We start from the raw sequence: 24,900 nt of genomic DNA, 5'->3' as shown, positions 1-24,900 counted from the left end.
CGATTATGAGCTGTTTCAGATCGATTTGCTTTTATCTTGGCTCGTTTTCGACATGAACCGGATTGTATTTTTAAAATACCGGACCGATTATTAAGGAAAGGGGATTGATTCCTTTATTCGTAGCAACATGTAAATATAACTACTGTTTCCCCACTAACCCATAAAAGATAAAGTGATGGGTTTCTTTTATAAACTGCCGCTTTGTTTCTTCATTAGAAAACATCCCTTTATTCATACGGAAATTACTTAAAATAGAATTTAGAAAAAACATGAGGGTCTCTAACGACAACTCAGTCGACACATATCCTTTTTCTTTTCCCTCTTCCAGTAATTCATGAATAAGAGGGACGGACCTTTCGGTATAAGTTTGAAATAGCTCAGCAATTGGTCCTTTTTGTGTAAGGACCTCTTGTATAAATTCAGGGCAAAACGTTTCTGTATCTTCAAGCTTTGATTGAATTAGCGTTTCAATTTTGGCTTTGAAATCAAGAGAACTATTTTTCAGTTGGATAAATTGATCCATTTTACGGTCCATAAAATTTTTAAAAACGGTATATAATAGGTCATCCTTGCTCCCAAAGTAATTGTAGATGGTTACTTGTGAGACATTTGCCTTTTTAGCAATATCTTGAATATTCACTTTCTGTGCTCCATACTTGGTGAAAAGGAAAAAGGCTGCATCCTCTATTTGTTTCATCTTTAACTGCTTCCTTTTTTCAAAACCGTTCATAACTTCACCTCTCTACTATATTAAATTCTATTGAGGTTTTGGGCAAATTGTATTCATATTTCTTCAAAAGTAAGAAAGTGATTGGTAAAATAAAAGTCATGAAGAGTCATGAACTTCGTTTGAACAGAGCACTATAAGGGTAAAGAATCAGGTAGTTTATGAAGGAGTGTTATATTCAATGGGAGAAAAATTAGACTTATCACAATTTGAAAAGAAAATGATTATTCGTCCGATGGAGTATAAGGACATTAAAGATATTATTAAGATGCAATCCATTTGTTTTCCAGGAATGGATCCTTGGAAGGAAGAGCATTTAAAAAGTCACTTAGATGTCTTTCAAGAAGGCCAGCTTGTTGCAGAATTAGATGGAGAAATCATCGGTTCATGCTCGAGTTTAATTATTAACTTTGATGAGTACGATGATCGCCACACCTGGGACGATGTAACGGATAACGGTTACATAACGAATCATAACCCGGATGGGTATAATCTATATGGAATTGAAGTGATGGTTCATCCTGATTACCGTCGTATGAAGGTTGGGCATCGTTTATATGAAGCGAGAAAGGACCTTGCCCGCCAATGGAACTTAAAGAGTATCATTATTGGTGGACGTATTCCTAACTACCATAAGCATGCAGATGAGATGTCTCCAAGAGAGTATGTTGATGGAGTAGGTCGCCATAAAATTTATGATCCAGTTTTATCCTTTCAATTATTAAATGGATTTACCCTTATGAGAATCAATCCAAACTATTTACCCGATGATCGCAGATCCCATAAATATGCGACATTAATGGAATGGAATAATGTAGATTATCGTCCATCCAGCAAACGCCATTTTAAAACTAGTTATCCTGTGCGTATTTGTGTTGTACAGTACATGATGCGTAAAATAAATTCATTTGAAGAGTTTGCAAATCAAGTCGAATACTTTACAGATGTGGCATCTGATGCCAAATCTGACTTTGTCGTCTTTCCAGAAATATTCACCACTCAGCTTATGTCATTCTTAAATATTCAATCTCCAAGCTTGGCTGTGAGAAAGTTAACTGATTTTACAGAGGAATACATTGAACTATTTACAGACCTGGCTGTACGCTATAACGTGAATATTATTGGTGGTTCTCATTTTGTTAAAGAAGAGGACGATGAAATTTACAACATTGCTTACTTATTCCGTCGTGACGGAACTATTGAGAAGCAATACAAGGTACACATCACTCCGAATGAAAGAAAATGGTGGGGAATTAGTCCAGGAGATACGGTAAAGGTATTCGATACAGATTGTGGGAAGATTGCGATTCAAATTTGTTATGACATTGAATTTCCTGAGCTTGCTCGAATTGCAACAGATAAAGGGGCGAAAATCATTTTTACGCCATTCTGTACAGAGGATCGTCAGGGGTATCTTCGTGTTCGTTACTGTGCTCAAGCCCGTGCTGTTGAAAATCAAATTTATACGGTCATTTCAGGAACCGTGGGGAATTTACCACAAACGGAAAACATGGATATTCAATACGCTCAATCTGGAATCTTTGCACCGTCTGACTTTGAATTTGCAAGAGACGGTATTGTTGGTGAAACAAACCCAAATATCGAAATGGTCATGATAGGAGACGTAGACTTAGAAGTCTTACGCCGTCAACGCCAATCTGGAACCGTTCGTCAGCTTAAGGACAGACGTCACGATGTATATGGTGTGAATTATAAGAAGTAATAAGAAGAAAGTCTTACTGATTGCTCAGTGAGGCTTTTTTGTTTGCTTTTTTTGATACATCTCGTCTTGAAAAATTATGCTAAAATAAGGTTGTGTGAATCTTGTCGTAATGTGACGGATTGTTTTAAGAGGATTTCTACAATATATGATAGAATTCATTATTATACAGCTTTAGGAGGGGATCGTTTTGAGTTGGAAAAAAACGTGGCAACAATGGAATGATTATTTACATCTTGACGAAGAAATGAAAGAACTTTTAGTCGTAATGAAGGACGATGAAAAAACCTTAGAAGATGCATTCTATAAAAACCTCGAGTTCGGTACTGGTGGAATGAGAGGAGAAATTGGTCCTGGAACTAATCGTATGAACATTTATACGGTTCGGAAGGCATCTGAAGGTTTAGCACGATACATAGAAGAACAAGGGGAACAGGCTATGATGCAAGGAGTTGTTATTGCTTACGATTCGCGTTATAAGTCTCCTGAGTTTGCCATGGAATCAGCTAAAACATTAGCTAGTCATGGAATTCAAACGTATGTGTTTGATGAACTCAAGCCAACTCCGGAGCTATCTTTTGCCCTTAGATCCTTAAAGGCATTTTCCGGAATAGTAGTAACAGCAAGTCACAATCCTCCAGAGTACAATGGATATAAGGTATATGGAGAAGACGGAGCTCAACTTCCTCCACACGTTGCAGATGCTGTCATAAATAAAGTAAATGAAGTTGAAAATGAACTGGAAATAGATGTGAAAACCGAAGAGGAATTAAAGGCAAGTGGTCTTATAAAAATGATTGGTGAAGAAATTGATCAATCGTATTTAGAGCATCTTCTGTCCATTTCTGAAAAACCTCAAATTGCTAAGGAAGTTGATTTGAGAATCGTGTTTTCCCCATTACATGGAACCGCATTAAAAATGTCTGAAAAGGGTTTGAAGTCATTAGGATATGAGTATGTTCATATTGTAAAAGAACAAGCCATCCCTGATCCTGAATTTACAACAGTTAAATCTCCGAATCCTGAAGATAAAGCGGCATTTGAATATGCCATTCGAGATGGTAAAAAAATCGATGCCGATATCTTGATTGCAACTGATCCTGATGCAGATCGTTTAGGAGTCGCTGTAAAAGGAGAAACCGGTGAGTACATTCTACTTACTGGTAATCAGACAGGTGCGATTTTACTGGATTATATATTAGGGCGTAAACAAGAAAAGAATATGATTCCAGAAAACGGACGTGTATTCAAAACGATTGTTACTTCTGAATTAGGAAGAAAAGTAGCTGAGCATTATGGTGCATCAGTTGAAGATGTCCTGACAGGCTTTAAATTTATTGGTGAAAAAATTAAAAAGTATGAAGAATCAGGAGAGTATTCCTTCTTATTCGGATATGAAGAAAGCTATGGTTACTTAATAGGAGACTTTGCGCGTGATAAAGATGCAGTTCAAGCTGTCTTAATGGCAGCAGAGGCAGCTGCGTATTATAAGAAGCAAGGAAAAACGCTTTACGATGTTCTAAATGATTTGTATGAACGTCACGGTTTTTATCAAGAAGGTTTAAAGAGTTTAACCCTTAAAGGAAAAGAAGGCGCTGAACAAATACAAACCATCTTAAAGAATTTTAGAAATGAACCATTAAAAGAAGTAGCTGGGCTTGAGGTTGTATCCTCTGAAGATTATAAAGTAAGCAAGAAAGTAGACTTACAAACAGGTAAGGAATCAGACATTCACCTTCCAGCTTCAAATGTTTTAAAATATCATCTTGAAGATGGATCTTGGATTTGCTTACGTCCTTCAGGAACAGAACCAAAAATCAAGTTCTACTTCAGCGTAATCGGTACTTCTCAACAAGACAGTGATGAGAAATTAACGGCTCTACAGTCAGATATTATGGGGAAAGTAGAAACTATGGTTAATGCATTAGCTTAATATCACAGTGTGTTACAGACTAAACCATTAGGGTTTAGTCTTTTTTTAAGGCTCTTTTCACGAAGATTGTTGTTTTTAACCTGAGTTCTGCCCGAGTTCTGTCAATCAGTGGGTGCTGGATGGTGGGGGAACTGCTCCGCTTTCCGCGGACGTTCGGCCGAGCCTCCTCAGCTTCGCTTCCGGGGTCTCGGCACGACCGTACTTCAGCAGGACAAGAAGCTCGGCTTATAAAACTTTAAACAGTCAAGTGCCTTTTTTCTTTAGGAAAGTGCTTTTTTATTGTGGATATCTTGTGACTTTTCTCTTCAGAGGATGAGTAACAATTTTGGAGGTCCGTCCCTCTCAGTCAAAAGTCGTAGGTGATTTCCTTCTTTTTGAGAATATCACTTTTGTTGAATAGCTGTATAATGGTAGTAAAGGAATGTGAGGGGGAAATGCTTGATGGAACAAGGTTCGTTATCGAACATTCAGCTTTTGAAAGAAATAGCGGAGTTTTTAAACGATGAGACGGAAATGAACTCCATGCTATCAGGTGCGTTGAAGAAGTTGATTAGAGGAACAAGCTTCACAACGGGATGGATTTTCTTTGTTGAAAAGGATGGGAAGCATGAGCTCATAACATATGAAAATCTTCCTGCCTCACTTGCTGATAAAAAATGCGAGTTAATGAAAGAAGGAAGCTGCTGGTGTGTGAACCGTTATCGAAGAGGAAAGCTGACAAAAGCTTCGAATATTATTGAGTGTCAACGGATTGAGCAAGCCATAGATGAAAAAAGAGGAGAAACAGATGATATTTCTTATCACGCTACTGTCCCCCTTCAGTCAGGAAATGAAGCCTTCGGTTTGCTGAATGTAGCTGCACCTCATAAAACCCATTTCTCAGAGAACGAATTAGCCCTTCTTGAATCGATTGCCTTTCAAATAGGGTCAGCCATTAAGAGGATCATGCTGACAAAAAAAGAACAAGAGGTTGCCCTCATCGGTGAACGAAACCGCTTAGCTCGTGATTTGCATGACTCTGTAAACCAACTTTTATTTTCCCTTACCTTAACGGCTAGAGGCGGGGCAGAAATGGTTGAGGAGGTGGAAGTGAAAGATACCTTCAAAACGATTCAAGGATTAGCACAAGAAGCTTTGTCAGAAATGAGAGCTCTTATTTGGCAGTTAAGACCCCATGGACTTGAAAACGGCTTGATTGAAGCTGCAAAGGGATACTCAGAAATGCTGGGGCTTTCCTTGCACACAAAAGTAATTGGTGTCATTTCCCTAAGTTCAAAAATAGAAGAAGTATTGTGGAGGGTTAGTCAAGAAGCCCTTAATAATTGCAAGAAACATTCGGGTGTAAGTAACATCCACTTCCTTCTACAAGGAGAACAACAGTGTGTTCGTCTGACCATTAAAGATGAAGGCTATGGATTTTATTATAATAAAAATCAAACACTCCCTTCACTGGGAATCGAAAGCATGAAAGAAAGAGTAAAAAGCATTGGTGGAGATTTAACGATACAAAGTCAAATAGGAGAAGGAACAACATTATCTGTTTGTATTCCATATTAGGGGGTGCCTTATGACCATTTCAGTATTAATAGCTGATGATCATCACGTCGTCAGAAGAGGGCTTGTATTCTTTTTGAAAACCCAAAAAGACATTGACATCATAGGGGAAGCAAAGAACGGGAAAGAGGCTGTGAGACTAGCTCAACAATTAGAGCCGGATATTATTTTGATGGACTTGATGATGCCTGAAATGGATGGGATTGAAGCGACTAAGGAAATAAAAAAAACTCATCCTGGTATTCAGATTCTCATGCTCACCAGTTTTTCAGATCAGAATCATGTAATCCCTGCCATTGAAGCTGGAGCTGCTGGCTATCAATTAAAGGATATCGAACCAGACGAGCTGGTCAATAGTATTCGAAAGCTTATTTCAGGAGAAAACTCCCTCCATCCTAAAGCAACGAATCATTTATTAACTCGCATTTCAAAACAAGAGCCTCCTCATAAAATTCATGCTCTTACAAAGCGTGAGAGAGATGTTCTTATTGAGCTTACAAAAGGAAAGAGTAACAAAGAAATTGCGTTTAGTCTTTTTATTACTGAAAAAACGGTTAAAACCCATATTTCGAATATTTTTTCAAAGCTGGAAGTATCAGACCGAACACAAGCAGCATTATATGCAGTTAAACATAAACTCGTTTCAAATTAATTTTTAGAAAGGAAGAATCCCAACATGAATATCCTCGTGATAAATGGAAGTCCAAGAAAAAAAGGTCGTACGGGAATTGCTTCTCGATATATTTCCCGAACGTACAATTGTGACTTCATTGATTTAAGTGATGGTACATTGCCTCTTTATAATGGAGAACCAGAACAATCGGAATTGAAAGAAGTTAAAGACTTGAAGGAAAAGGTGAAAAATGCTGATGCTGTCTTATTAGCTTCTCCTGAATATCATAGCGGTATGAGCGGAGCATTAAAAAATGCCCTTGATTTCTTAAGTAGTGAACAATTCGCTCATAAACCTGTTGCTCTTCTTGCATGTGCGGGTGGAGGAAAAGGAGGGATTAATTGTCTTAATAACTTAAGAACTGTTGGACGTGGTGTCTATGCGAATGTCATCCCAAAACAGCTCGTTCTTGATCCTCACTGCTTTGATTATGAACAGGATGGCTTATTAGAAGAGTCCGTAAAATTAGTAAGAGACCTTATGGATGATCTAAAGCTATATATTGCAGCAGGACAATTGGTTCATAAAAATAGTTCTACTTAAACAAAAACTGGCAATGTATTGTCAGTTTTTTTATTGAAATTTAAATAAAAGCTGATCCAATAGTATAAACTAATTGGATCAGCGGGTTAGGTGGAATTCTTGTTTAACTACATTTCTGCAAAGGTTTCCTCTAATGGTTGCTCTACACTAAAGGTGAAGTTTGCATGTTCAATATATCTCAATAGAGTGTAAAGGTTTTTCTCTACATCAGTATATTCATTTGAAAAGTGATAGGCATGTAAAAAGTGTTCAATTCTTTTTGAAAGAAGGTCATCTTTCGTTCTCACCATGAGAATAAGCAGGTTATCCCATTCTGAGCGATGAGTGTAGTACAAGGCTCTGTCATAATCAACTTTGTTCAACATTGATTCCCTCCTTCTGAAGGGGTAATCATATTGTATGGAGAAAACCATATTTATTTCTCTGAAAAAGTTGGTTATTAAGGATTTAATGGTTTTCCTTCTATTGGGTGAATAAAATAACATTTTTAAATCATCCTATGTAATGAATAGTATATAGAGGTGATAAAAATGAAAAAAGCAATAATGACAATCTCTACTGTGTTTCTTTTATTAGTTTCAAGTCACGCAAGTGCTGAGCAAAATGTAGATTATGAAAAATTTGGCCGCATAGCTATTGCTGTCATCAAAGAGGATTACCCCGGACAGCCTGTAAAAGATTATAAATATCAAGGGAGAGAAAAGTTGGAAGAGAACAAAGTAGCTGATTCCTTTGAGTTTACAGTGCAAGAAAATAATACAACCAAAAAGGTAATCGTTAGAGTAGTGCATAATCTGGAAAACGAAAAAATATTAGATATTTCTGTTAAGGAATAAGAAAAAAGCGCCGAATTGGTGCTTTTTTTGTTATGGACGTTCTTTAGCGAGTGTTCATGAAGAGGATTAAAAATGATATCAGCGAAATAGTGACTTTTACGGGCGAATTCTTTGATTTATCAGCGAAATAGCCACTTTTATCAGCGGAATCTGGAATATATCAGTGAACTACTAATTTTTCGACAAACTCTTCATGTATTCAAAATGAAATGTCTTTGCTAAACTATAACCAAGATGAAACGTTTAGATACGAAAGGGGTACTGTATTCCAATGTGATGATATCTTTCTTACCTTTATAATAGAAAATTTAATATAGGGAGGAAGAGGCATGCATTCAAATGCTTTTCGTAATCTATGGCTCGGTCAAGCTTTAGCGAATATGGGGGATATTCTTTATATTGTAGGATTAATCTCCCTTGTTTATGGATTAACAGGCTCAGCTATATACATGACAGCTGTTCCGTTGATTATTACCTTTTCACGATTTATTAGTAGCATTGCAGCTCCAATTCTAATGAACCGTTCACAAATGAGGAGCTTAATCACTTATTCTCAATTGGGAAAGACGATCTTATTGTTTTTCTTTGTTGTGATGATTTTAATTGGAAATGAAAACGTTTGGCTATACTTAGTTTGCGCCAGTATCATCTCGTTTTTGGATGGATGGGCATTGCCAGCTCGAAACTCATATGTTCCATTTCTGGTAAAGAGAGAAGAATTACTGGGAGCGAATGGATTTCTCTCAACTGTAGATCAAACCATTCAATTGTCCAGCTGGGCAGTAGGGGGGATATTATTATCTTTCTTAAGTAACATGAACTTATTTATTTTAATCACTATCCTTTTCTTAACCTCAACCATTTATATGTATAAGCTGCCTGTAATACCCAGGACAACTATTGAAGAACGCAAACACTGGTGGCAACAGCTTGGTGATGGTTGGTCACAGGTCAAAAAGGAAAGGGGAATCGCTTCCATCTTTTTTATTTATGGAATTGAGTCCATTGCAGGAACGGTTTGGATTGCTGCTGTTCTTTATTTGTATGTTGATCTCCAATTGCAACGAAGTGAAGCGTGGTGGGGATTTATTAATAGCAGTTTTTTTGTAGGACTGGTTCTTGCTTCCTTTCTCCTGTTTAAGCTTCACGGGTTTTTTTCGAAAAATAGAGGTAGCTTTTTACCCATCTGTATGGTCATTACTTCAATTGTAACTCTGTTATTTGCATGGAACAAAATAGCGATTTTTGCCCTGCTATTGTCTTTTGTGTTTGGAGTGTTTGATCAAATAAAGAATATTGTTTTACAAACTTATTTACAGGAAAATGCCCCTTCAGAAGAACTTGGGAAGATTTATGCTGCTCAAGGTGCGTTAACGACTTTACTCTTTGGACTTTCTTCCGTAGGAATAGGCTTGCTCCTTGAAGTTTTCAGTGTATCCATCATCTTTACCATTTCAGCGCTTTTATTAATAAGTGCACTGATTCCTATGATGGTTCTGCAAAAGAGTTTAAAAGTATAGAATTGATTGGCAATTTTCCCGAAAGAGTAATTTTTTATTACACAGGAATTTCCAACGCGCTGCTGTCAATCAGTGTGATGGTTGCGCTTGGATGGTGAGGGGAACGGCTCAGCTTAAAGCTAACGTTCGACCGAGCCTCCTCAACACTTCGTTTCCTTGGTTTCGTCAAGCCTTTACTTACACAGGAGTCCACGCCGTTCTCCTACTAGAGTCGTGACAAAGATAATCTTAATAAAATAGTATTTCTACTATTCGTACTAAAATTGAACGTTGCACACTTGCTGATTTCTAATCAAAAAAATCATGTTTTGAAAGTTGATTTAGCGGAAGGAGCTCGACTCCTGCGGGAGAAGTGGGACAGGCGAGATCCCACAGGCGCAGCCGATGAGGCTCACCGCCCACCCCGCGGAAAAGAGAGTACCTGGAGCGGAAATCAGCCATTACACGCTATTTAATTAAGCAAAAAGTTTACAAAAACAGCTTATTAAAAAGAACTGTTTCCATTCATTAATTTGGAAACAGTTCTTTTGTTAAATTATTCTACCTACATGTTGCTCTGCCCAAGCCCTTCCGCTTTTTTTCTAGGTCTAGCTCCGGCGGCTAGACCCTCGAGGTCATAAGTCAAGCATGCCCAAAAGGCAAAGAACGCCTTTTCAGCATACTCGCCTTATGCTTGTCGGGCCTACCCAAGCCGCCTACGCTTTTCTTTGATGTCTAGCTCCAGGGCTTAGAGGCTCGAGGTCATAAGCTAAGGGAACAAGAAGGTAAAAGGCAACCTTCATGTCCCCTCATCTTATGCTTGTCGCCTCTAACCAAAGCCCTTCCGCTTTTCTTCGATGTCTAGCTCCGGCGGCTAGACCCTCGAGGTCATAAGTCAAGCATGCAAAAAGGCAAAGAACGCCTTTTCAGCATACTCGCCTTATGCTTGTCGGGCCTTCCCAAGCCGCCTCCGCTTTTCTTCTCATCAAATGCTCTTTTCTTTCATACATTGTGATAAGAGTATAAAGAGGGGGATGAACATGAACCAGTTGGAACAGAAGCAATTGCAAAATGCAATTGGTGAAATCACTGAAATTGCTGTTGGTTTTGGCCTTGATTTTTATCCGATGAGATATGAAATTTGTCCAGCAGACATTATATATACATTTGGAGCATATGGTATGCCGACTCGTTTCTCTCACTGGAGCTTTGGGAAGCAGTTTCATAAGATGAAGCTTCAATATGACTTGGGGTTAAGCAAAATTTATGAACTAGTCATAAATTCCAATCCTTGTTATGCGTTTTTATTAGATTCCAATTCTTTGATTCAAAACAAGCTTATTGTAGCCCATGTGTTGGCACACTGCGATTTCTTTAAAAATAATGTTCGATTTCAAAATACAAAAAGAGATATGGTTGAGAGTATGTCCGCAACAGCTGAGCGAGTGCGAAGCTATGAAATAGAGCATGGAAAGCAAGAAGTAGAAGATTTTCTTGATGCGGTTCTTGCCATTGATGAGCACATTGATCCTTCCATCATGCGACCAAAGCTTAATTGGACGATGGATGATGTGGAATGGGTAGAGGAAGAGGTCAATCCTATTACGCCTTATGATGATTTATGGTCGTTAGATGAGAAGCCAAAGAGCAGAATGAAGAAAAAGGTGAAGAAGAAATTTCCTCCTCAGCCTGAAAAAGACATTTTGCTTTTTATTGAACAATACAGTCGTGAATTATCCGATTGGCAACGAGATATTTTGACGATGATGAGAGAAGAAATGTTGTATTTTTGGCCGCAGCTTGAAACAAAAATCATGAACGAAGGCTGGGCTTCTTATTGGCACCAACGAATTCTTCGTGAAATGGATCTTACTAGCGGGGAATCCATTGAATTTGCAAAATTAAATGCTGGTGTTGTTCAACCTTCCCGCACTCAAATTAATCCATATTACTTAGGGTTGAAAATTTTTGAGGATATTGAAGAGCGCTATGACAATCCAACGGATGAAATGAAAAAACGGGGAGTTAAACCAAATTCCGGAAGAGAAAAAATGTTTGAGGTGAGGGAAATAGAGTCGGACATTTCGTTTTTGAGAAACTACCTCACGAAAGACCTTGTGATGAGAGAGGATATGTATCTCTTCCAAAAGCAAGGAAGGGACTACAAAATTGTGGATAAACAATGGACTCATGTAAGAGATCAGCTTGTGGGAATGAGGGTAAATGGAGGATTTCCGTACATTACAGTGAATGATGGGGATTATATGAAGAGTGGAGAGCTTTATCTAAAGCATTGGTTCGAGGATGTAGAGCTTGATATAAAGTATTTGGAGAAGGTGCTTCCTTATCTTCATCAGCTATGGGGAAGACCTGTTCATATTGAAACTCATGTAGAGAACCGTACCATGTTATTTACTTATGATGGGCGCAGTGTTCAAAGGAAATACCTATAAAAATAGTGAAAAGTCGATTTCAGGTTGAAATCGGCTTTTTCTTGATTTTTTTCTTCCCTACAAGTTCTAAAAATAAGGACAAGTTTATACAAATAAGATAAAGATCATTTTTGTATGTTAGGAGGAGTTAGAAGTTGGCTGATGTAGAAGTATTTATTGGAGACCTTTCAGATAGGACATTCCATTATGATGGAGGTGGGGATTGGAATCATAATTTCCCAAAGCGAATTAGCACCTTCTTCCCAAAGGGGTATGATCTCTTCTTTAGTATATTAGATAAGATTTATTGCAAAAAACTAGAAGGAAAGCAAACGGATTGGGGAAGCCATACGTGCCCGTTGTATCCCCACCAACTATTAGAGCTTTTAGAAGAATATTATCAAAAGGACATGAATAGTGAGCCTGTTCAGGAGCTATTTCAATTTATAAAACAATTAGATCCAGATAAACAATATGGTCTTGTTGCTTGTGAAATGTCATAGTGAAGGCTCTTCACTGTAATATGGAAATTTTAATAAAAAAGGAACTAACCCATATACGAGTTAGTTCCTTTTAACCATTTATTGTGCTGTATATCCGCCATCTAATACAACGGCTTGACCGGTTACACCTTTTGCCTTGTCGCTTGAAAGAAACATTGTATAATCAGCAATTTCTTCGACTGAAAGTAATCTCTTTTGTGGGACAAGAGGGTATATTACGTCTTCCAGTACCTTTTCAAGTGGTACTCCTCTTGTAGAAGAGATGTCTTTTAATTGATTTCGAACTAGAGGGGTGTCCACATATCCTGGGCAGAGTGCATTCACAGTGATACCGTGTTCAGCTCCTTCTAGTGCTGATACCTTCGTTAATCCAATTACACCATGCTTCGCGCTATTGTAGGCGGCTTTTCCAGCAAAGCCAATCAGTCCATTAATAGAAGCCATGTTGATGATTCGACCAAACTTTTGCTTTTTCATATGAGGAAAAGCAAATTTAGTGGCGATGAACGGAGCCGTAAGCATGATTTTAATTAACAGCTCAAATTTTTCAATGGGGAATTCCTCAATGGGAGCTACATGTTGGATTCCGGCATTATTGATCAAAACATCTATGCTGCCATAGTGCTCAACGGTTTTGTCAATTCCTGCTTTTACTTCATCTTCACTTGTAACATCACATTTTACTCCCAACACATCAAAGCCCCGACCCTTCAATTCATCAACAGCTTCGTCTAATCCTTCTTGATTAATATCTGACAGAACAACCTTAGCGCCGTTTTGGGCAAAATGTTCTCCGATTTCAAATCCAATACCTCGAGCAGCTCCGGTAATAAAAACTACTTTTTCATTAACCATTTCATTTTTCCTCCTCTATTTTATTTTGCATGAAAGATGAATTTTAATAGATCCCCATGTTTGCTAATATAATTGATACAATTTCAGCTATCGTGGGAATAAGTAATCCCACTACAGCTACATCTAAGTAGGAATCTTTATGGGTAAGCCCGGTTACTGCAAACAGTGTTAAGAGAGCACCGTTATGTGGGAGAATAGACGCTCCAGAAGAAATAGAAGCAATTCTGTGGAAAGCTTCAGCACTGATTCCACTTGACTGAGAGAGCTCATAATATTTATCCCCTAACGCTTCTAATGCAATTCCCATACCACCTGAAGCAGATCCGGTAATGGCAGCTAGAGTTTGCACTGCGATGGCTTCTGAAATGACTGGATTTCCTTTAATTCCAAGAATCAGCTTCGTTAATGTTTTAAAGCCGGGTGCAGAAGTTACTACTGCTCCGAATCCTACGGCAGCACTTGTGTTAATGACTGCCATAACAGAGCCTTTTGCACCACCATTGACAGCTGGAATGAATTTTTTGTAATGCTTAAAATTAATCAATAGTATGGAGAGAATTCCTACAAGTAGTGAAGTAAGAATATTCCATTTAAAGACATTCAATGTAACCACCACAATCACGAGAGGTAGAAACGATAAATAGAAGTTTGGAAGCTCTGCTTCATTAATCTCTTTTACATCGTTACCGCCTTTAGGCTCAGTAAAAGTGTCTCCTTTGTTAGTGAATTGTTTTTGACGCCATCTTAAATAAAAGTACCCACCAACGGCCATGATTAACCCACCAACAATCCCGATGATGGGTGCTGCCGTAGGAGAAGTCTTAAAATAATCAATGGGAATAAGGTTTTGAATTTGTGGTGTTCCTGGTATGGCTGTCATAGTGAAGGTGAAAGCACCTAACACAAAAGTTGGTGGAAGGAGTTTTCTTGTGATGTCTGCTTCCCTAAACATGGCAATTGCCAAGGGATAGATGGCAAACACAACAACAAATAAACTAACTCCTCCATAGGTTAATACAGCGGCTGCAATTAAAACGCCAAGTATTGCCCGATCTTTGCCTATTATATTAGTGATCTTATAGGCAACAGATTGTGCGGCCCCTACATCTTCCATAAGCTTTCCGAAGATTGCACCAAATAAGAAGACTGGAAACCATTCCTTAGCAAAATCTACGAACCCAGTCATATATGTTTCTGTATAAGCTGGAAGGAGTTCAAGACCACTCATAATAGCCACTAATCCTGCCACCAAAGGAGCAATCCAAATAATTGACCAACCTAAATACGCTAAAACCATAAGTAGGATTAATCCAACAATGATACTTGTCATAATTCACCTCGGATAATCGTTTGACATTATTGTTCCATCAAATTTAAAATCTATCCTAAATATCTAAAGCAAAAAAATCTCCTCACAAATAATCAATATGTATGATTATCTTTGAGGAGATTTTAATGGTTTGAGTAATGAAAGTTATATCGATACAGGATAAAGCTCTTACAATATCCTTCTTATTTGTTGGCGTTAAGGTTAACACTTTTTGTTCTTAAAATCCCTCCTTTACTAAGCACGTCTAATGCGTATTGTTTTTATTTCTGGTGGGGGACTTTGTAATCTCTGATCAAGGTGAAAAGTAAAAAAGGGAAAAGAGCAACCTTTAATTAGCGTTTCCCGATAGAGAAAAAAAGAACGAGTCCCTACTGGGACTCGTTCTTTTCTAATTGCACGGAGGTCATTTTTTTTACATCAAGATACTGAATATGATGACCATCTATTTCCTTTACTTTAAAGCAGTACCCTTGTTCTTCGATTTGATCTCCCAGCTGAACTTCATACTTCTGTGTGAGGAACCAGCCTCCAATCGTATCGACTTCTTCTTCTTCAATATAAATGTCTAATAATTCATTTACATCCTCGATTAACATGACTGCATCAAATATATAATGATTCTCTTTTACTTTTTGAATCTCTGGAATTTCATCGATATCAAATTCATCTCGAATTTCACCGACTATTTCTTCGATAATATCTTCGATTGTGACAAGTCCCGCTGTACCACCGTACTCATCAAGAAGGATGGCCATAGTAGAGCGTTCTTTTTGCAGTTTAACGAGTAGAGCTTGTATTGGAATCGTTTCGATCACACGAATGACCGGCTTCGTAAACGTAGAAAGGTCCTTATGCTCCCCTTTATTGTTCACGAGAGTTGTAAGTAATTCCTTTACATTCACAATGCCAAGAATATTATCCTTGTCTCCATCTACAACAGGGTATCGAGTATATCGTTCCTCTTTTATGATGGATAACACTTCATCAATGGTGGAACCGGCTGAAAGGGTGACAATATTTGTTCTTGGAACCATGATTTCTTTTGCAATTCTTTCGTCGAATTCAAAAATTTTGTTTACATATTTAAATTCAGATGAATTGATTTCGCCACTCTTATAACTATCAGAAAGAATAATTCTTAACTCTTCCTCTGAATGAGCCATTTCATGTTCAGAAGCGGGCTTTAATCCAAAAAGACCTGTAAACAGACGTGCTGATTTATTTAGTGTCCAAATAAATGGATAGGCAATTCGATAAAACCAAATTAACGGTTTAGCAAATAAAAGTGTGACGGTTTCTGCTTTTTGAATAGCAAGTGTTTTTGGTGCTAATTCTCCCACCACTACATGAAGGAACGTGATCAAAGAAAAGGCTAAACCAAATGAAATAATGCTCGTTAAAGAGGGGTTTAATTCTAATCTATCGAATACTGGATGAAGTAAGTGCTCAATCGTAGGTTCACCTAACCACCCAAGTCCAAGGGCCGTAATCGTGATTCCCAACTGACAAGCAGATAAATATTCATCTAAATGAGTGATCACCCTTTTAGCCGCAACGGCTGTCTGATTTCCTTCAGCTACCAATTGATCAATTCGGGAGCTTCTTACCTTTACAATGGCAAACTCTGAAGCCACAAAAAAGGCTGTTAACGCAATTAATAAAGCCACTAATAGTAAATTAATAAATATTTCCAATGATCCGAAGCTGTAACAAAGAGTAGCACTTTTATGCTTCCCCTTAAGCTCCAAACACCTCCTGAGTATAAGTGTCAAGAATTAGTAATAAATGAGACAAGATAATACTTGAAATCCGTAACTAATGAGTATATCCTTTTAAAAGTATTACATTCTTATCCATTCCCTATTTATTCTTTGTAATGTGTACATAATTAGTTACTAAAAACTTCATTTAACTATGTATACTTTCATCATAAAGAATTCTAATCAACAACACAACAATTTAGAATATGAAAAAAGGAATGTTGGAAAGGAGAACGATTATGGCAGACGTTTTTAATCAGGAGTTTGTTGTAGCCCTTATCATTGCCTTTTCGGTTTATGTCATTATTAGAGGTATAGCTATTTTCTTTGGCAAAGCAGGAAAAGGCTATTTAGAAAATGTTCAATCTCCCGGTGGGAAATTATATTTACAACTAATAGGTGGTTACTATATACTTTCAGGAATTCTGGGTATCCTTATCCCACGATTAGACTGGAAAACAGAAGAAATTTACTTCGCTATCGCTATCTTTGCAATTACTTCCGTAGTATTTTGGGTAGCTCTGGATTTCTTCATGAAAAGAGAAAAAAGACTTCAACAACATAATTAATAAAATAGCCAGAGAGAATGAGCCTTTGTATACACAGGGCTCTTTTTTAATGGCTATTTTTATAACATGAGTTCAGCCATTGGCTCTGCCAATCAGTATGTGCTGGATGGTGAGGGGAACTTCCCCTCACTATCTATAAGTAATTTTAGTGACAGAGAAGCTTAAAGGTGAAAAATATTCTTAAAGAAAACAGATTTTCTAGTATGGAAACGTAAATCAACCACTACTTGCTTTTGAAAAAGCAACAATGTTAACGAAAAGAGCCATTCATAAAGACTGATTTACTTGAGCACCCCTATACAAAAGGAGAGAAATGTTCAAACATTCAAAGGAATGTTTGAACATTTCTCTCCTTTTCTCTATAATATAATCAAAAGAACATTTGAATGTTAGTGAGGTGTTTAACTTGAAAGCAATAGACGTATGTGAGGTGACTTGCATAGATGAAGAGAAGGTTAACCGCTTAAAAACGGATCTATTAACACAAAATACTTCAAAGGTAGCTGCAATCTTTAAAGCGTTATCTGATGATACAAGAATGAAAATTGCCTATGCACTTACGATTGAGGATGAGCTTTGTGTATGTGATGTTGCTAATATTGTCGGCTCATCAACAGCGACAGCCTCTCATCATTTACGATTACTTAGAAAACAGGGGTTGGCTAAGTTCAGAAAGAAAGGGAAGCTTGTGTATTATTCCCTTGATGATCATCATGTTAAACAGTTAATAGAAATCGCAGTAACTCATCAAAGAGAGGTGGAGACACGTGACGAATAACCCTGTGCCAAAGCATACCTATAGAGTCGAGGGCTTTTCCTGAGCAGGCTGTGCAGCTAAGTTCGAAAAGAACGTGCAGCACCTGGATGGTGTTGTTGATGCGAAAGTGAATTTTGGTGCTTCTAAAATCACTGTATTTGGAGAAGCAACCATTGAATCTGTTGAGAAAGCAGGAGCATTTGAAGGTCTAAGTCTACGCAAGGATGGAATGCGTAAGGTCGAGACTGAAGGGAAAGTCCCTTTCTATAAAAAAAACAAATATTTAATTCTTTCATTTTGTTTACTTTTTATTGCTTATCTTGTACCACTTTTTAATTTAGAAAACAGTCATCTTTTTTCTACTACTCTTTTTGCAGGATCAATACTGGTAGGAGGATTTCGCCTATTTCAAACGGGAATTCAAAATCTTTTCAAACTAGAGTTTGATATGAGAACCTTGATGACAATAGCGATTATTGGAGCTGTTATTATAGGCGAATGGAGTGAAGGAGCCATAGTGGTCCTGTTATTTGCTATTAGTGAAGTCCTTGAATCCTATTCAATGGATAAAGCAAGAGATTCCATTCGTTCCCTTATGGATATCGCTCCTTCACAAGCTTTGATTATCCGTAATGGAGCAGAACTTCTTGTTGATGCAGAAGACGTTGAAGTAGGAGACATTATGCTAGTAAAGCCTGGACAAAAAATTGCCATGGATGGAGAAGTCCTGGAAGGGTATTCCGCCGTGAATCAAGCTACTATAACAGGGGAGTCTGTTCCTGTTGAAAAAGGAACGGGTGATGGAGTTTTTGCAGGCACCCTTAATCAAGAAGGACTCCTTAAGGTAAAGGTAACGAAAAGAATAGAAGATACAACTCTTGCAAAAATCATCCATTTAGTAGAAGAAGCTCAGGGTGAAAAAGCTCCTTCCCAAGCATTTGTAGATGTTTTTGCTAAATATTATACGCCGATCATTATGTTGGTTGCACTCTTTGTAGCCTTATTACCTCCATTGTTGATGGGACTATCATGGTCTACATGGGTTTACCAAGGATTATCCGTTTTAGTGGTGGGATGCCCTTGTGCACTCGTGATCTCTACACCAGTGGCCATTGTGACTGCTATTGGAAACGCGGCTAAAAATGGTGTTCTGATAAAAGGTGGTATTTATTTAGAGGAATTAGGACGATTAAAGGCCATAGCCTTTGATAAAACAGGGACACTTACAAAAGGAGAACCTGAAGTAACGGATTTTATATTATTAGAAGAGGTCTCTAGTGATGAGGTATGGAAGCAAATGTCCGCTCTTGAATTTTATTCACAGCATCCATTAGCCAATGCATTTCTAAAGAAAGCGGAGAAAATGGACATTGATTATAAAGAGTTGAGGGTTATTAACTTTCAGTCTCATACGGGAAAAGGGGTAAGTGGAACCATCGACGGAACCACCTATTTCATTGGTTCTGAAAGACTATTCAATCAAGCTCCAACTGAACAGATATTGCAGCTCCAAGGTGAGGGCAAAACTGTAATGGTGTTTGGAACCGGTGAGACTCCATTGGCTCTCATTGCAGTGGCAGACAAAGTACGAGAAACAAGTAAATCCATCATTCATCAACTCCACAAATTAGGTATACAACAAACCGTTATGCTTACAGGAGATCATGAAGTGACGGCTAATGCGATTGCAAAAAAGCTAGGAGTAAAGGAAATGAGAGCAGGTTTACTCCCGGAGGATAAATTAAGCTTTATTAAAGGGTATATGAACTCTTATGGGAAGGTTGCCATGATCGGTGATGGAATAAACGATGCTCCTGCACTAGCCGCATCAAATGTTGGTATTGCCATGGGTGGAGCCGGAACAGATACAGCATTAGAAACAGCTGATATTGCGTTAATGAATGATGATCTTAGAAAACTACCTTATATCGTACGTTTAAGTAGAAAAACATTGAACATCATTAAACAAAATATTACCTTCGCCATTGGAATAAAACTGCTGGCATTATTGCTTGTGATTCCTGGGTGGCTAACTTTATGGATTGCTATTTTTGCCGATATGGGAGCTACCTTATTGGTAACATTGAACGGATTGAGATTATTAAAGGTAAGAGAAAAGAAAGTGAGGGACTAAAACAATGGGCCATCATCACGGCCATAGCCATGGACATAATCATTCTCAAAATAAAAAAGCATTATTAATCAGCTTCCTATTTATTTTTACTTTTATGATTGTAGAAGTAGTTGGAGGCCTGATGACAAACAGCTTGGCCTTATTATCAGATGCAGGTCATATGCTAAGTGATGCTGCTGCTCTTGGCCTAAGCTTAGTAGCCTTTTATATTGGTGAAAAAGCTTCAAATAAAGGGAAAACATATGGATACAAGCGGTTTGAAATATTGGCAGCCTTTATGAATGGGCTAACATTAATTCTTATTTCTCTTTATATTTTTTGGGAGGCGTATCAACGTTTTATAGAAACTCCTGATGTTTCTTCAACAATGATGATCATCGCCATCATCGGTTTGGTTGTTAACATAGTCGTAGCTTGGATATTAATGAGAGGCGATACAGATCATAACTTAAATGTTCGAAGTGCATTTCTTCATGTGCTTGGAGATATGTTAGGCTCAGTTGGGGCAATTATTGCAGGACTACTCATTTATTTCTTTAATTGGAATATTGCCGATCCAATTGCATCTGTCATTGTTGCCATTCTCATTATCATCAGTGGCTGGAGGGTAACAAAGGAATCGATTCATATTTTAATGGAGGGCTCGCCTAGTCATATCAATCTTTCTGATGTAAAAAAAGATATGACAGAATTAGACGGGGTGATTGAAGTGCATGATCTGCATATCTGGTGTATCACATCAGAGTTTCCGGCACTGAGCTGTCATGTTGTTGTAGATAACGATGTGAATCGAGATGACATCCTTCTGGAAATCTCATCATTCTTAGAAGAAAAATACGAGCTTCATCATTCTACTATTCAATTGGAAGGACTCAACGTAATGGAAGGTCATCATCACATTTGTGAAGAAAATTAATAAAAGTGTCCTAAAATGTGTCCCAAGTGGTTTAACGTTATCTCTTGGTTGGGTATATCCCCAAGTGGAGGGATTATCATGTTACATCAAGAAAACAAATCACAGCAAAAAAAGACGCCTGAATTGAAAAAAGACTTCTATATCCAGCAGTTACTGAGAATTGGAGTATATAAATATTTCGGAAAGCAACTATATGAGCTTTCAATGAATGAATTACAGGATGTATATTTAGAGTATTATGTAAGTACAGGGGATTTAGCCCACTAAAAAAGACGAACCTTTAAAAAAGGATCGTCTTTTTTTTATGGGGACCGTCTAACCCAGAGTTTGAAAAAAATTCAATCTTGGAAACTTAAGGTACATCATGTCCCATTGAGGTTTGCAGGATTTCAAACCACTGGTCGTGGTTTAATGTAATGGATAGTGAATCAATGGCGTTTTGGATTCGTTCCTTCTTACCGGAACCTACGATGGGCATGATATTTGCCGGGTGATTTAGGAGCCATGCGTACATCACTTCGTCTATTCCTTTCGCACCCACTTCTTTTTGTACTTTCTTTAATGTGTGTTGAAGACGTACTGCTTTTTCATCTTCTTCCTTGAAGATGGCTCCACCTGCAAGTGGTGACCAAGCCATAGGAGCAACACGCTTCTCTTGACAAAGATTTAATGTTCCATCCTCAAAATTCTCAAGGTGATACGCAGATAACTCAATTTGATTTGTAACAAGTGGAAACGGCAAATAGGATTGTAACATATTCCATTGATGATCTTTGAAATTGGATACACCAAAGTGCAGTACTTTTCCTTCATTTTTTAACTGAGTAAATGCTTCTGCCACTTCTTCTCCACTCATAAATGGATCTGGTCGGTGTATTAATAATAAATCAATGTAGTCTGTTTTTAGGTTTTGTAACGAATTTTCAACTGAAGCAATGATATGTTTTTTACTTGTGTTGTAATGGTGTGTTTGATGTTCTGGACGATTTTCAGAAGGAAGAACGATTCCGCATTTTGTCACAATCTCCATCTTTTCACGTAGTGAAGGCTGAAGAGAGAGTGCATCTCCAAATAATCCTTCACACGTATATGAACCATAGATATCGGCATGATCAAACGTCGTGATACCTTTTTCAAGATTATGTTGAATGAACGAAAGGGTTTCTTCTTTAGGTTGATTCCAATCGGATAATCTCCATAAACCATGAATAATTCGTGAAAAGGATAAGTCTTCCGTCATTTGAATTCTTTGCATAGTCATGACCTCTTTTCTTAATATGTATGTCGTCAAATCTTCAATGAAATACTAAAGAGTATCTTACTATTTTTTGAAAGGAATTAAAAATGATTGAGCCTTTAAATAGCCTTTTGTCTCAATGGAATCTGGATGTAGTTCACTTTAAAAAAGAAACAATCAGTCCAAATATATATAGAATATCGACGGATAAGGCAGTCTATTTTCTTAAAAATAGAATTGAAACCTCTCTTCTTGAAAGGTACGAAGAATACTCTCTAACTCAGTATTTACAACATAAGGGACTGAATGTCGAAACGCCTGTTTTAACAAAAGGAAATGATCCATTTGTGGAAAAAGAAAGTGGATTTTATTCCCTTTATGGTGCATTAGAAGGGGAAACTAAAGAAGAATTCCCTATCTCGATGTCATTGGTGTTTTCCATTGGAGAGTATCTGGGTTTGCTCCATAAGTTGATGTCTACTTATAAATCCAGGGAAGAACCCATTGAATGGAATGTATTTTTCTATTTGGAAAGCTGGAGGAAAGAAAGACATCATACACAAGTAGGAGCTTGGGCAAAAAAGAACTTTTTTCAATATGATGAGGTCTTATCTAATTATAAAGAGATGCCTCTACAATTTATACATAGTGATTTTCATTTGAAAAATCTGCTTATAGTAGACAATAAGATGAAAGGATTAATAGATTTTGAAAGAATAAGAAAAGCACCTCGAGTTGTTGACGTTGCGTACTTTATTACTGGGATTTTAAGAAAACAAGCTGGAGAAGGTAAACTTCTGTTTATAGAGGAATTTCTAAAGGGATATGAAAATAAAAATGGTTTGACTCCACATGAAAAAGATTGCTTGCCTTATCTCATCTTAATTCTTCTCCTTCAATACTCGTTTTTTTATGAACAAAGAGGATTTACAAATGTTGTATCGAAATTATTAACGTGTATTGATACCTTACAAAAGAGGAGAGATTACGTTGAGACATTTAAAACTTTCTAGTATCCCGTGTATCCATATCCCCGTTTGCAATATTGAAGCATCTTATAAATGGTGGAATGAGCACTTTTCTTTAGAAGTTGGAGAAGAGATGAATAATCAAAATAGAAATGTCAGTTTTAGAGTTGAAAACGGTCAATGGATATTTTTATGGGAGGTAGAAAAGCCCCCTGAGAACCCACAAGTAAAAGGGAGTTTGATGAATTCAGATAATACTGAACTGTATAAGGCAACCTTGAACTTTGATGATGAAAAAGAAAAAGTCATCGAAGAATACAATCGCTTGAAAAGAAATGGAGTGCATGTTGGTGAGCTTCATGAAGCGTGGACAGGTGTCGCCTTTGATCTATATGACCCAGACGGAAATAAATTTAATGTCTGGGGTGGTAAGTGGGAAGAATAGAGAAAATGGAAAACACCTTTTCAAAAGGCTGTTATCGTAAACTTTGTTGCTATTCAAAAAGCGAGTAGTGGATGATTGCAGCTAGAGGTGCTCGCTTTACACGGAAAGCGGAGCAGCTCCCCTCACCATCCAGCACACACTGGTTGAGAGAGACTTGGCAGATCATGTGTTTAAAATAACAACATTCATTGCAAAAAGTGCCTTTCAAAAAGAGGGAAGAATTTTTATTACTTGAAAACATTCTATTACTATGGCAAAGTAAAGGTTGAAGATAACGTTTATACATAATTTCATAGAGAAGAAATGTAGGGGGACCGGTGCGGCCGGTTGAGATTGTATCCATTCAGATACTGACCCTTAGAACCTGAACTGGCTGATACCAGCGTAGGAAACATATTCTCAAACGAGATATTTCAATTGTTTGATAATGCGTCCTGGGCTGTTAGCTTAGGGCGCTTTTTGAATTGGTTTCAGCTGCTTAGTGAAGGATAAACGTTATACATAAAAAAGGAGGAATCGACATGAAAAGGTTGATCGTACTAATCTGTTCAATGTTTTTATTGACTGCTTGTAGTGGGGGAAGCAGTGCTTCAGACGACAAGAAAGATGAACTGAAAAAGGTGTCTGTAGTACTGGACTGGACACCTAATACCAATCACACAGGATTGTATGTTGCGAAGGAAAAAGGATATTTTAAAGATCAGGGCTTAGATGTAGATATTATTATGCCTGGTGAAGCAGGTGCTGATCAGCTCGTCGCCTCAGGTAAAGCTGAATTTGGAGTGGGATATCAAGAAGGCGTTACTCAAGCGAGAGTTCAAGATGTTCCTCTAGTTTCAATAGCTGCAATTATACAACATAATACTTCAGGGTTTGCTTCTCCTAAGGAAAAGGGAATTACAACACCAAAGGATTTTGAAGGGAAAAACTATGGTGGATGGGGTTCACCTGTAGAAGAGGCCGTTATGTCATCCATTATGAAACAAGAAAATGCTGACGTTAAGAAAGTGAATTTCGTGAATATGGGAGACACTGATTTCTTTACTGCAGTAAAAAGAGATGTGGATTTTGCATGGATATACTATGGTTGGACAGGAATTGAAGCAGAGCTTCGTGGAGAAGAACTTAATATGATGTACGTGAAAGATTACTCGGAAAAATTAGACTATTATACTCCAGTTCTGACAACTAACGAAAAGATGATAGAGTCTGACCCTGACACTGTAAAATCATTTCTAGCGGCTACTTCAAAAGGGTATAAATTTGCTATCGACCAGCCTAAAGAGGCAGGAGAAATTCTACTGGAAGCAGCTCCAGATTTAGATAAGGAGTTGGTGATGAAAAGTCAAGAATGGCTTGCACCTAAATACCAGGACGATGCAAAACGATGGGGTGAACAAAAGCTAGAGGTTTGGGAAAATTATGGTGAATGGATGTACGAAAATAAGTTGTTAGAGAAAAAATTTGATAGTAAAAAAGCTTTTACTAACGAATTTTTACCAAAATAAG

General features: G+C 37.6%; 23 protein-coding genes and 1 riboswitch. Of the genes, 17 read left to right on the top strand and 6 right to left on the bottom strand.

What is annotated here, in order from left to right:
- Positions 1-139: 139 nt before the first annotated feature.
- Positions 140-730 carry a TetR/AcrR family transcriptional regulator gene (locus IQI_RS06270; RefSeq protein WP_064091807.1) on the bottom strand — a complete coding sequence of 197 codons (591 nt, stop codon included), beginning with the start codon at positions 728-730 and terminating at the stop codon, positions 140-142.
- A gap of 178 nt (positions 731-908) precedes the next feature.
- Between IQI_RS06270 and IQI_RS06265 the strand changes: the two genes are divergently transcribed.
- The 5 genes from IQI_RS06265 to IQI_RS06245 all read left to right on the top strand — a co-directional run bounded on the left by IQI_RS06265 (position 909) and on the right by IQI_RS06245 (position 7,150).
- Positions 909-2,450 carry a bifunctional GNAT family N-acetyltransferase/carbon-nitrogen hydrolase family protein gene (locus tag IQI_RS06265; protein ID WP_064091806.1) on the top strand — a complete coding sequence of 514 codons (1,542 nt, stop codon included), beginning with the start codon at positions 909-911 and terminating at the stop codon, positions 2,448-2,450.
- 187 nt (positions 2,451-2,637) lie between these two features.
- Positions 2,638-4,380: a phospho-sugar mutase gene (locus IQI_RS06260; protein WP_064091805.1), complete on the top strand. Its 1,743-nt coding sequence runs from the start codon at positions 2,638-2,640 to the stop codon at positions 4,378-4,380.
- Positions 4,381-4,821: 441 nt separating this feature from the next.
- Positions 4,822-5,937, top strand: a complete 1,116-nt coding sequence (locus tag IQI_RS06255) for a GAF domain-containing sensor histidine kinase (protein ID WP_064091804.1) — start codon at positions 4,822-4,824, stop codon at positions 5,935-5,937.
- Positions 5,938-5,947: 10 nt separating this feature from the next.
- Positions 5,948-6,586: a response regulator gene (locus IQI_RS06250; protein ID WP_064091803.1), complete on the top strand. Its 639-nt coding sequence runs from the start codon at positions 5,948-5,950 to the stop codon at positions 6,584-6,586.
- A gap of 24 nt (positions 6,587-6,610) precedes the next feature.
- On the top strand, positions 6,611-7,150 hold the full coding sequence (locus IQI_RS06245) for an NADPH-dependent FMN reductase (protein WP_064091802.1): 540 nt from the start codon (positions 6,611-6,613) through the stop codon (positions 7,148-7,150).
- A gap of 107 nt (positions 7,151-7,257) precedes the next feature.
- Here IQI_RS06245 and IQI_RS06240 read toward each other — a convergent pair whose 3' ends face one another.
- Entirely contained in the window at positions 7,258-7,512 is a 255-nt protein-coding gene (locus tag IQI_RS06240) for a YhdB family protein (protein ID WP_064091858.1), read from the bottom strand.
- Positions 7,513-7,680: 168 nt separating this feature from the next.
- On the opposite strand from IQI_RS06240, the gene IQI_RS06235 reads away from it, so the two are divergent.
- From IQI_RS06235 to IQI_RS06220, 4 genes are all read left to right on the top strand, one after another.
- On the top strand, positions 7,681-7,986 hold the full coding sequence (locus IQI_RS06235) for a DUF3889 domain-containing protein (protein WP_064091801.1): 306 nt from the start codon (positions 7,681-7,683) through the stop codon (positions 7,984-7,986).
- Positions 7,987-8,315: 329 nt separating this feature from the next.
- On the top strand, positions 8,316-9,506 hold the full coding sequence (locus tag IQI_RS06230) for an MFS transporter (protein WP_064091800.1): 1,191 nt from the start codon (positions 8,316-8,318) through the stop codon (positions 9,504-9,506).
- A 1,019-nt stretch (positions 9,507-10,525) separates the two neighbouring features.
- Positions 10,526-11,938, top strand: coding sequence for a SpoVR family protein (locus IQI_RS06225; protein ID WP_064091799.1), 1,413 nt, complete (start codon positions 10,526-10,528; stop codon positions 11,936-11,938).
- A 134-nt stretch (positions 11,939-12,072) separates the two neighbouring features.
- Positions 12,073-12,420 (top strand): hypothetical protein, encoded by a 348-nt coding sequence (locus IQI_RS06220; protein ID WP_064091798.1) that lies wholly within the window; start codon positions 12,073-12,075, stop codon positions 12,418-12,420.
- Positions 12,421-12,498: 78 nt separating this feature from the next.
- On the opposite strand, the gene IQI_RS06215 is transcribed toward IQI_RS06220, so the two are convergent.
- From IQI_RS06215 to IQI_RS06205, 3 genes are all read right to left on the bottom strand, one after another.
- A complete protein-coding gene (locus IQI_RS06215) occupies positions 12,499-13,275 on the bottom strand; it encodes a 3-hydroxybutyrate dehydrogenase (RefSeq protein ID WP_064091797.1) in 777 nt (258 codons plus the stop codon).
- A 43-nt stretch (positions 13,276-13,318) separates the two neighbouring features.
- Positions 13,319-14,605 carry a GntP family permease gene (locus IQI_RS06210; protein ID WP_064091796.1) on the bottom strand — a complete coding sequence of 429 codons (1,287 nt, stop codon included), beginning with the start codon at positions 14,603-14,605 and terminating at the stop codon, positions 13,319-13,321.
- Between the two features lie 368 nt (positions 14,606-14,973).
- Entirely contained in the window at positions 14,974-16,299 is a 1,326-nt protein-coding gene (locus IQI_RS06205) for a hemolysin family protein (RefSeq protein ID WP_064091857.1), read from the bottom strand.
- Between the two features lie 305 nt (positions 16,300-16,604).
- Between IQI_RS06205 and IQI_RS06200 the strand changes: the two genes are divergently transcribed.
- The 5 genes from IQI_RS06200 (at position 16,605) to IQI_RS06180 (ending at position 21,008) form a co-directional block, all read left to right on the top strand.
- Positions 16,605-16,934 carry a hypothetical protein gene (locus tag IQI_RS06200; protein WP_064091795.1) on the top strand — a complete coding sequence of 110 codons (330 nt, stop codon included), beginning with the start codon at positions 16,605-16,607 and terminating at the stop codon, positions 16,932-16,934.
- 406 nt (positions 16,935-17,340) lie between these two features.
- Complete coding sequence (locus tag IQI_RS06195; protein WP_064091794.1) at positions 17,341-17,712, top strand: ArsR/SmtB family transcription factor; 372 nt, start codon at positions 17,341-17,343, stop codon at positions 17,710-17,712.
- Positions 17,702-19,825 (top strand): heavy metal translocating P-type ATPase, encoded by a 2,124-nt coding sequence (locus IQI_RS06190; protein WP_156509851.1) that lies wholly within the window; start codon positions 17,702-17,704, stop codon positions 19,823-19,825. The genes IQI_RS06195 and IQI_RS06190 overlap by 11 nt, the downstream gene beginning before the upstream one ends.
- Before the next feature lie 4 nt (positions 19,826-19,829).
- The gene (locus IQI_RS06185; protein ID WP_064091792.1) at positions 19,830-20,741 is read left to right on the top strand and encodes a cation diffusion facilitator family transporter; all 912 of its coding nucleotides are present in this window, start codon (positions 19,830-19,832) and stop codon (positions 20,739-20,741) included.
- Positions 20,742-20,819: 78 nt separating this feature from the next.
- Positions 20,820-21,008, top strand: coding sequence for a Fur-regulated basic protein FbpA (locus IQI_RS06180; RefSeq protein WP_064091791.1), 189 nt, complete (start codon positions 20,820-20,822; stop codon positions 21,006-21,008).
- Between the two features lie 85 nt (positions 21,009-21,093).
- Here the strand turns inward: IQI_RS06180 and IQI_RS06175 are convergent, their stop codons facing one another.
- Positions 21,094-21,996, bottom strand: coding sequence for an aldo/keto reductase (locus tag IQI_RS06175; protein ID WP_064091790.1), 903 nt, complete (start codon positions 21,994-21,996; stop codon positions 21,094-21,096).
- An 89-nt stretch (positions 21,997-22,085) separates the two neighbouring features.
- Between IQI_RS06175 and IQI_RS06170 the strand changes: the two genes are divergently transcribed.
- From IQI_RS06170 to IQI_RS06160, 3 genes are all read left to right on the top strand, one after another.
- Positions 22,086-22,991 carry a phosphotransferase enzyme family protein gene (locus IQI_RS06170; RefSeq protein WP_064091789.1) on the top strand — a complete coding sequence of 302 codons (906 nt, stop codon included), beginning with the start codon at positions 22,086-22,088 and terminating at the stop codon, positions 22,989-22,991.
- Positions 22,969-23,391, top strand: a complete 423-nt coding sequence (locus IQI_RS06165) for a VOC family protein (RefSeq protein WP_064091788.1) — start codon at positions 22,969-22,971, stop codon at positions 23,389-23,391. The genes IQI_RS06170 and IQI_RS06165 overlap by 23 nt, the downstream gene beginning before the upstream one ends.
- 297 nt (positions 23,392-23,688) lie before the next feature.
- Positions 23,689-23,799, top strand: a riboswitch (TPP riboswitch).
- 113 nt (positions 23,800-23,912) lie between these two features.
- Entirely contained in the window at positions 23,913-24,899 is a 987-nt protein-coding gene (locus IQI_RS06160) for an ABC transporter substrate-binding protein (protein WP_064091787.1), read from the top strand.
- Position 24,900: the final 1 nt, after the last annotated feature.

Origin of the sequence: Rossellomorea aquimaris TF-12 (genome assembly GCF_001648555.1) — a bacterium.
GTDB lineage: Bacteria > Bacillota > Bacilli > Bacillales > Bacillaceae_B > Rossellomorea > Rossellomorea aquimaris.
This window is presented reverse-complemented; position numbering and strand designations above follow the sequence as displayed.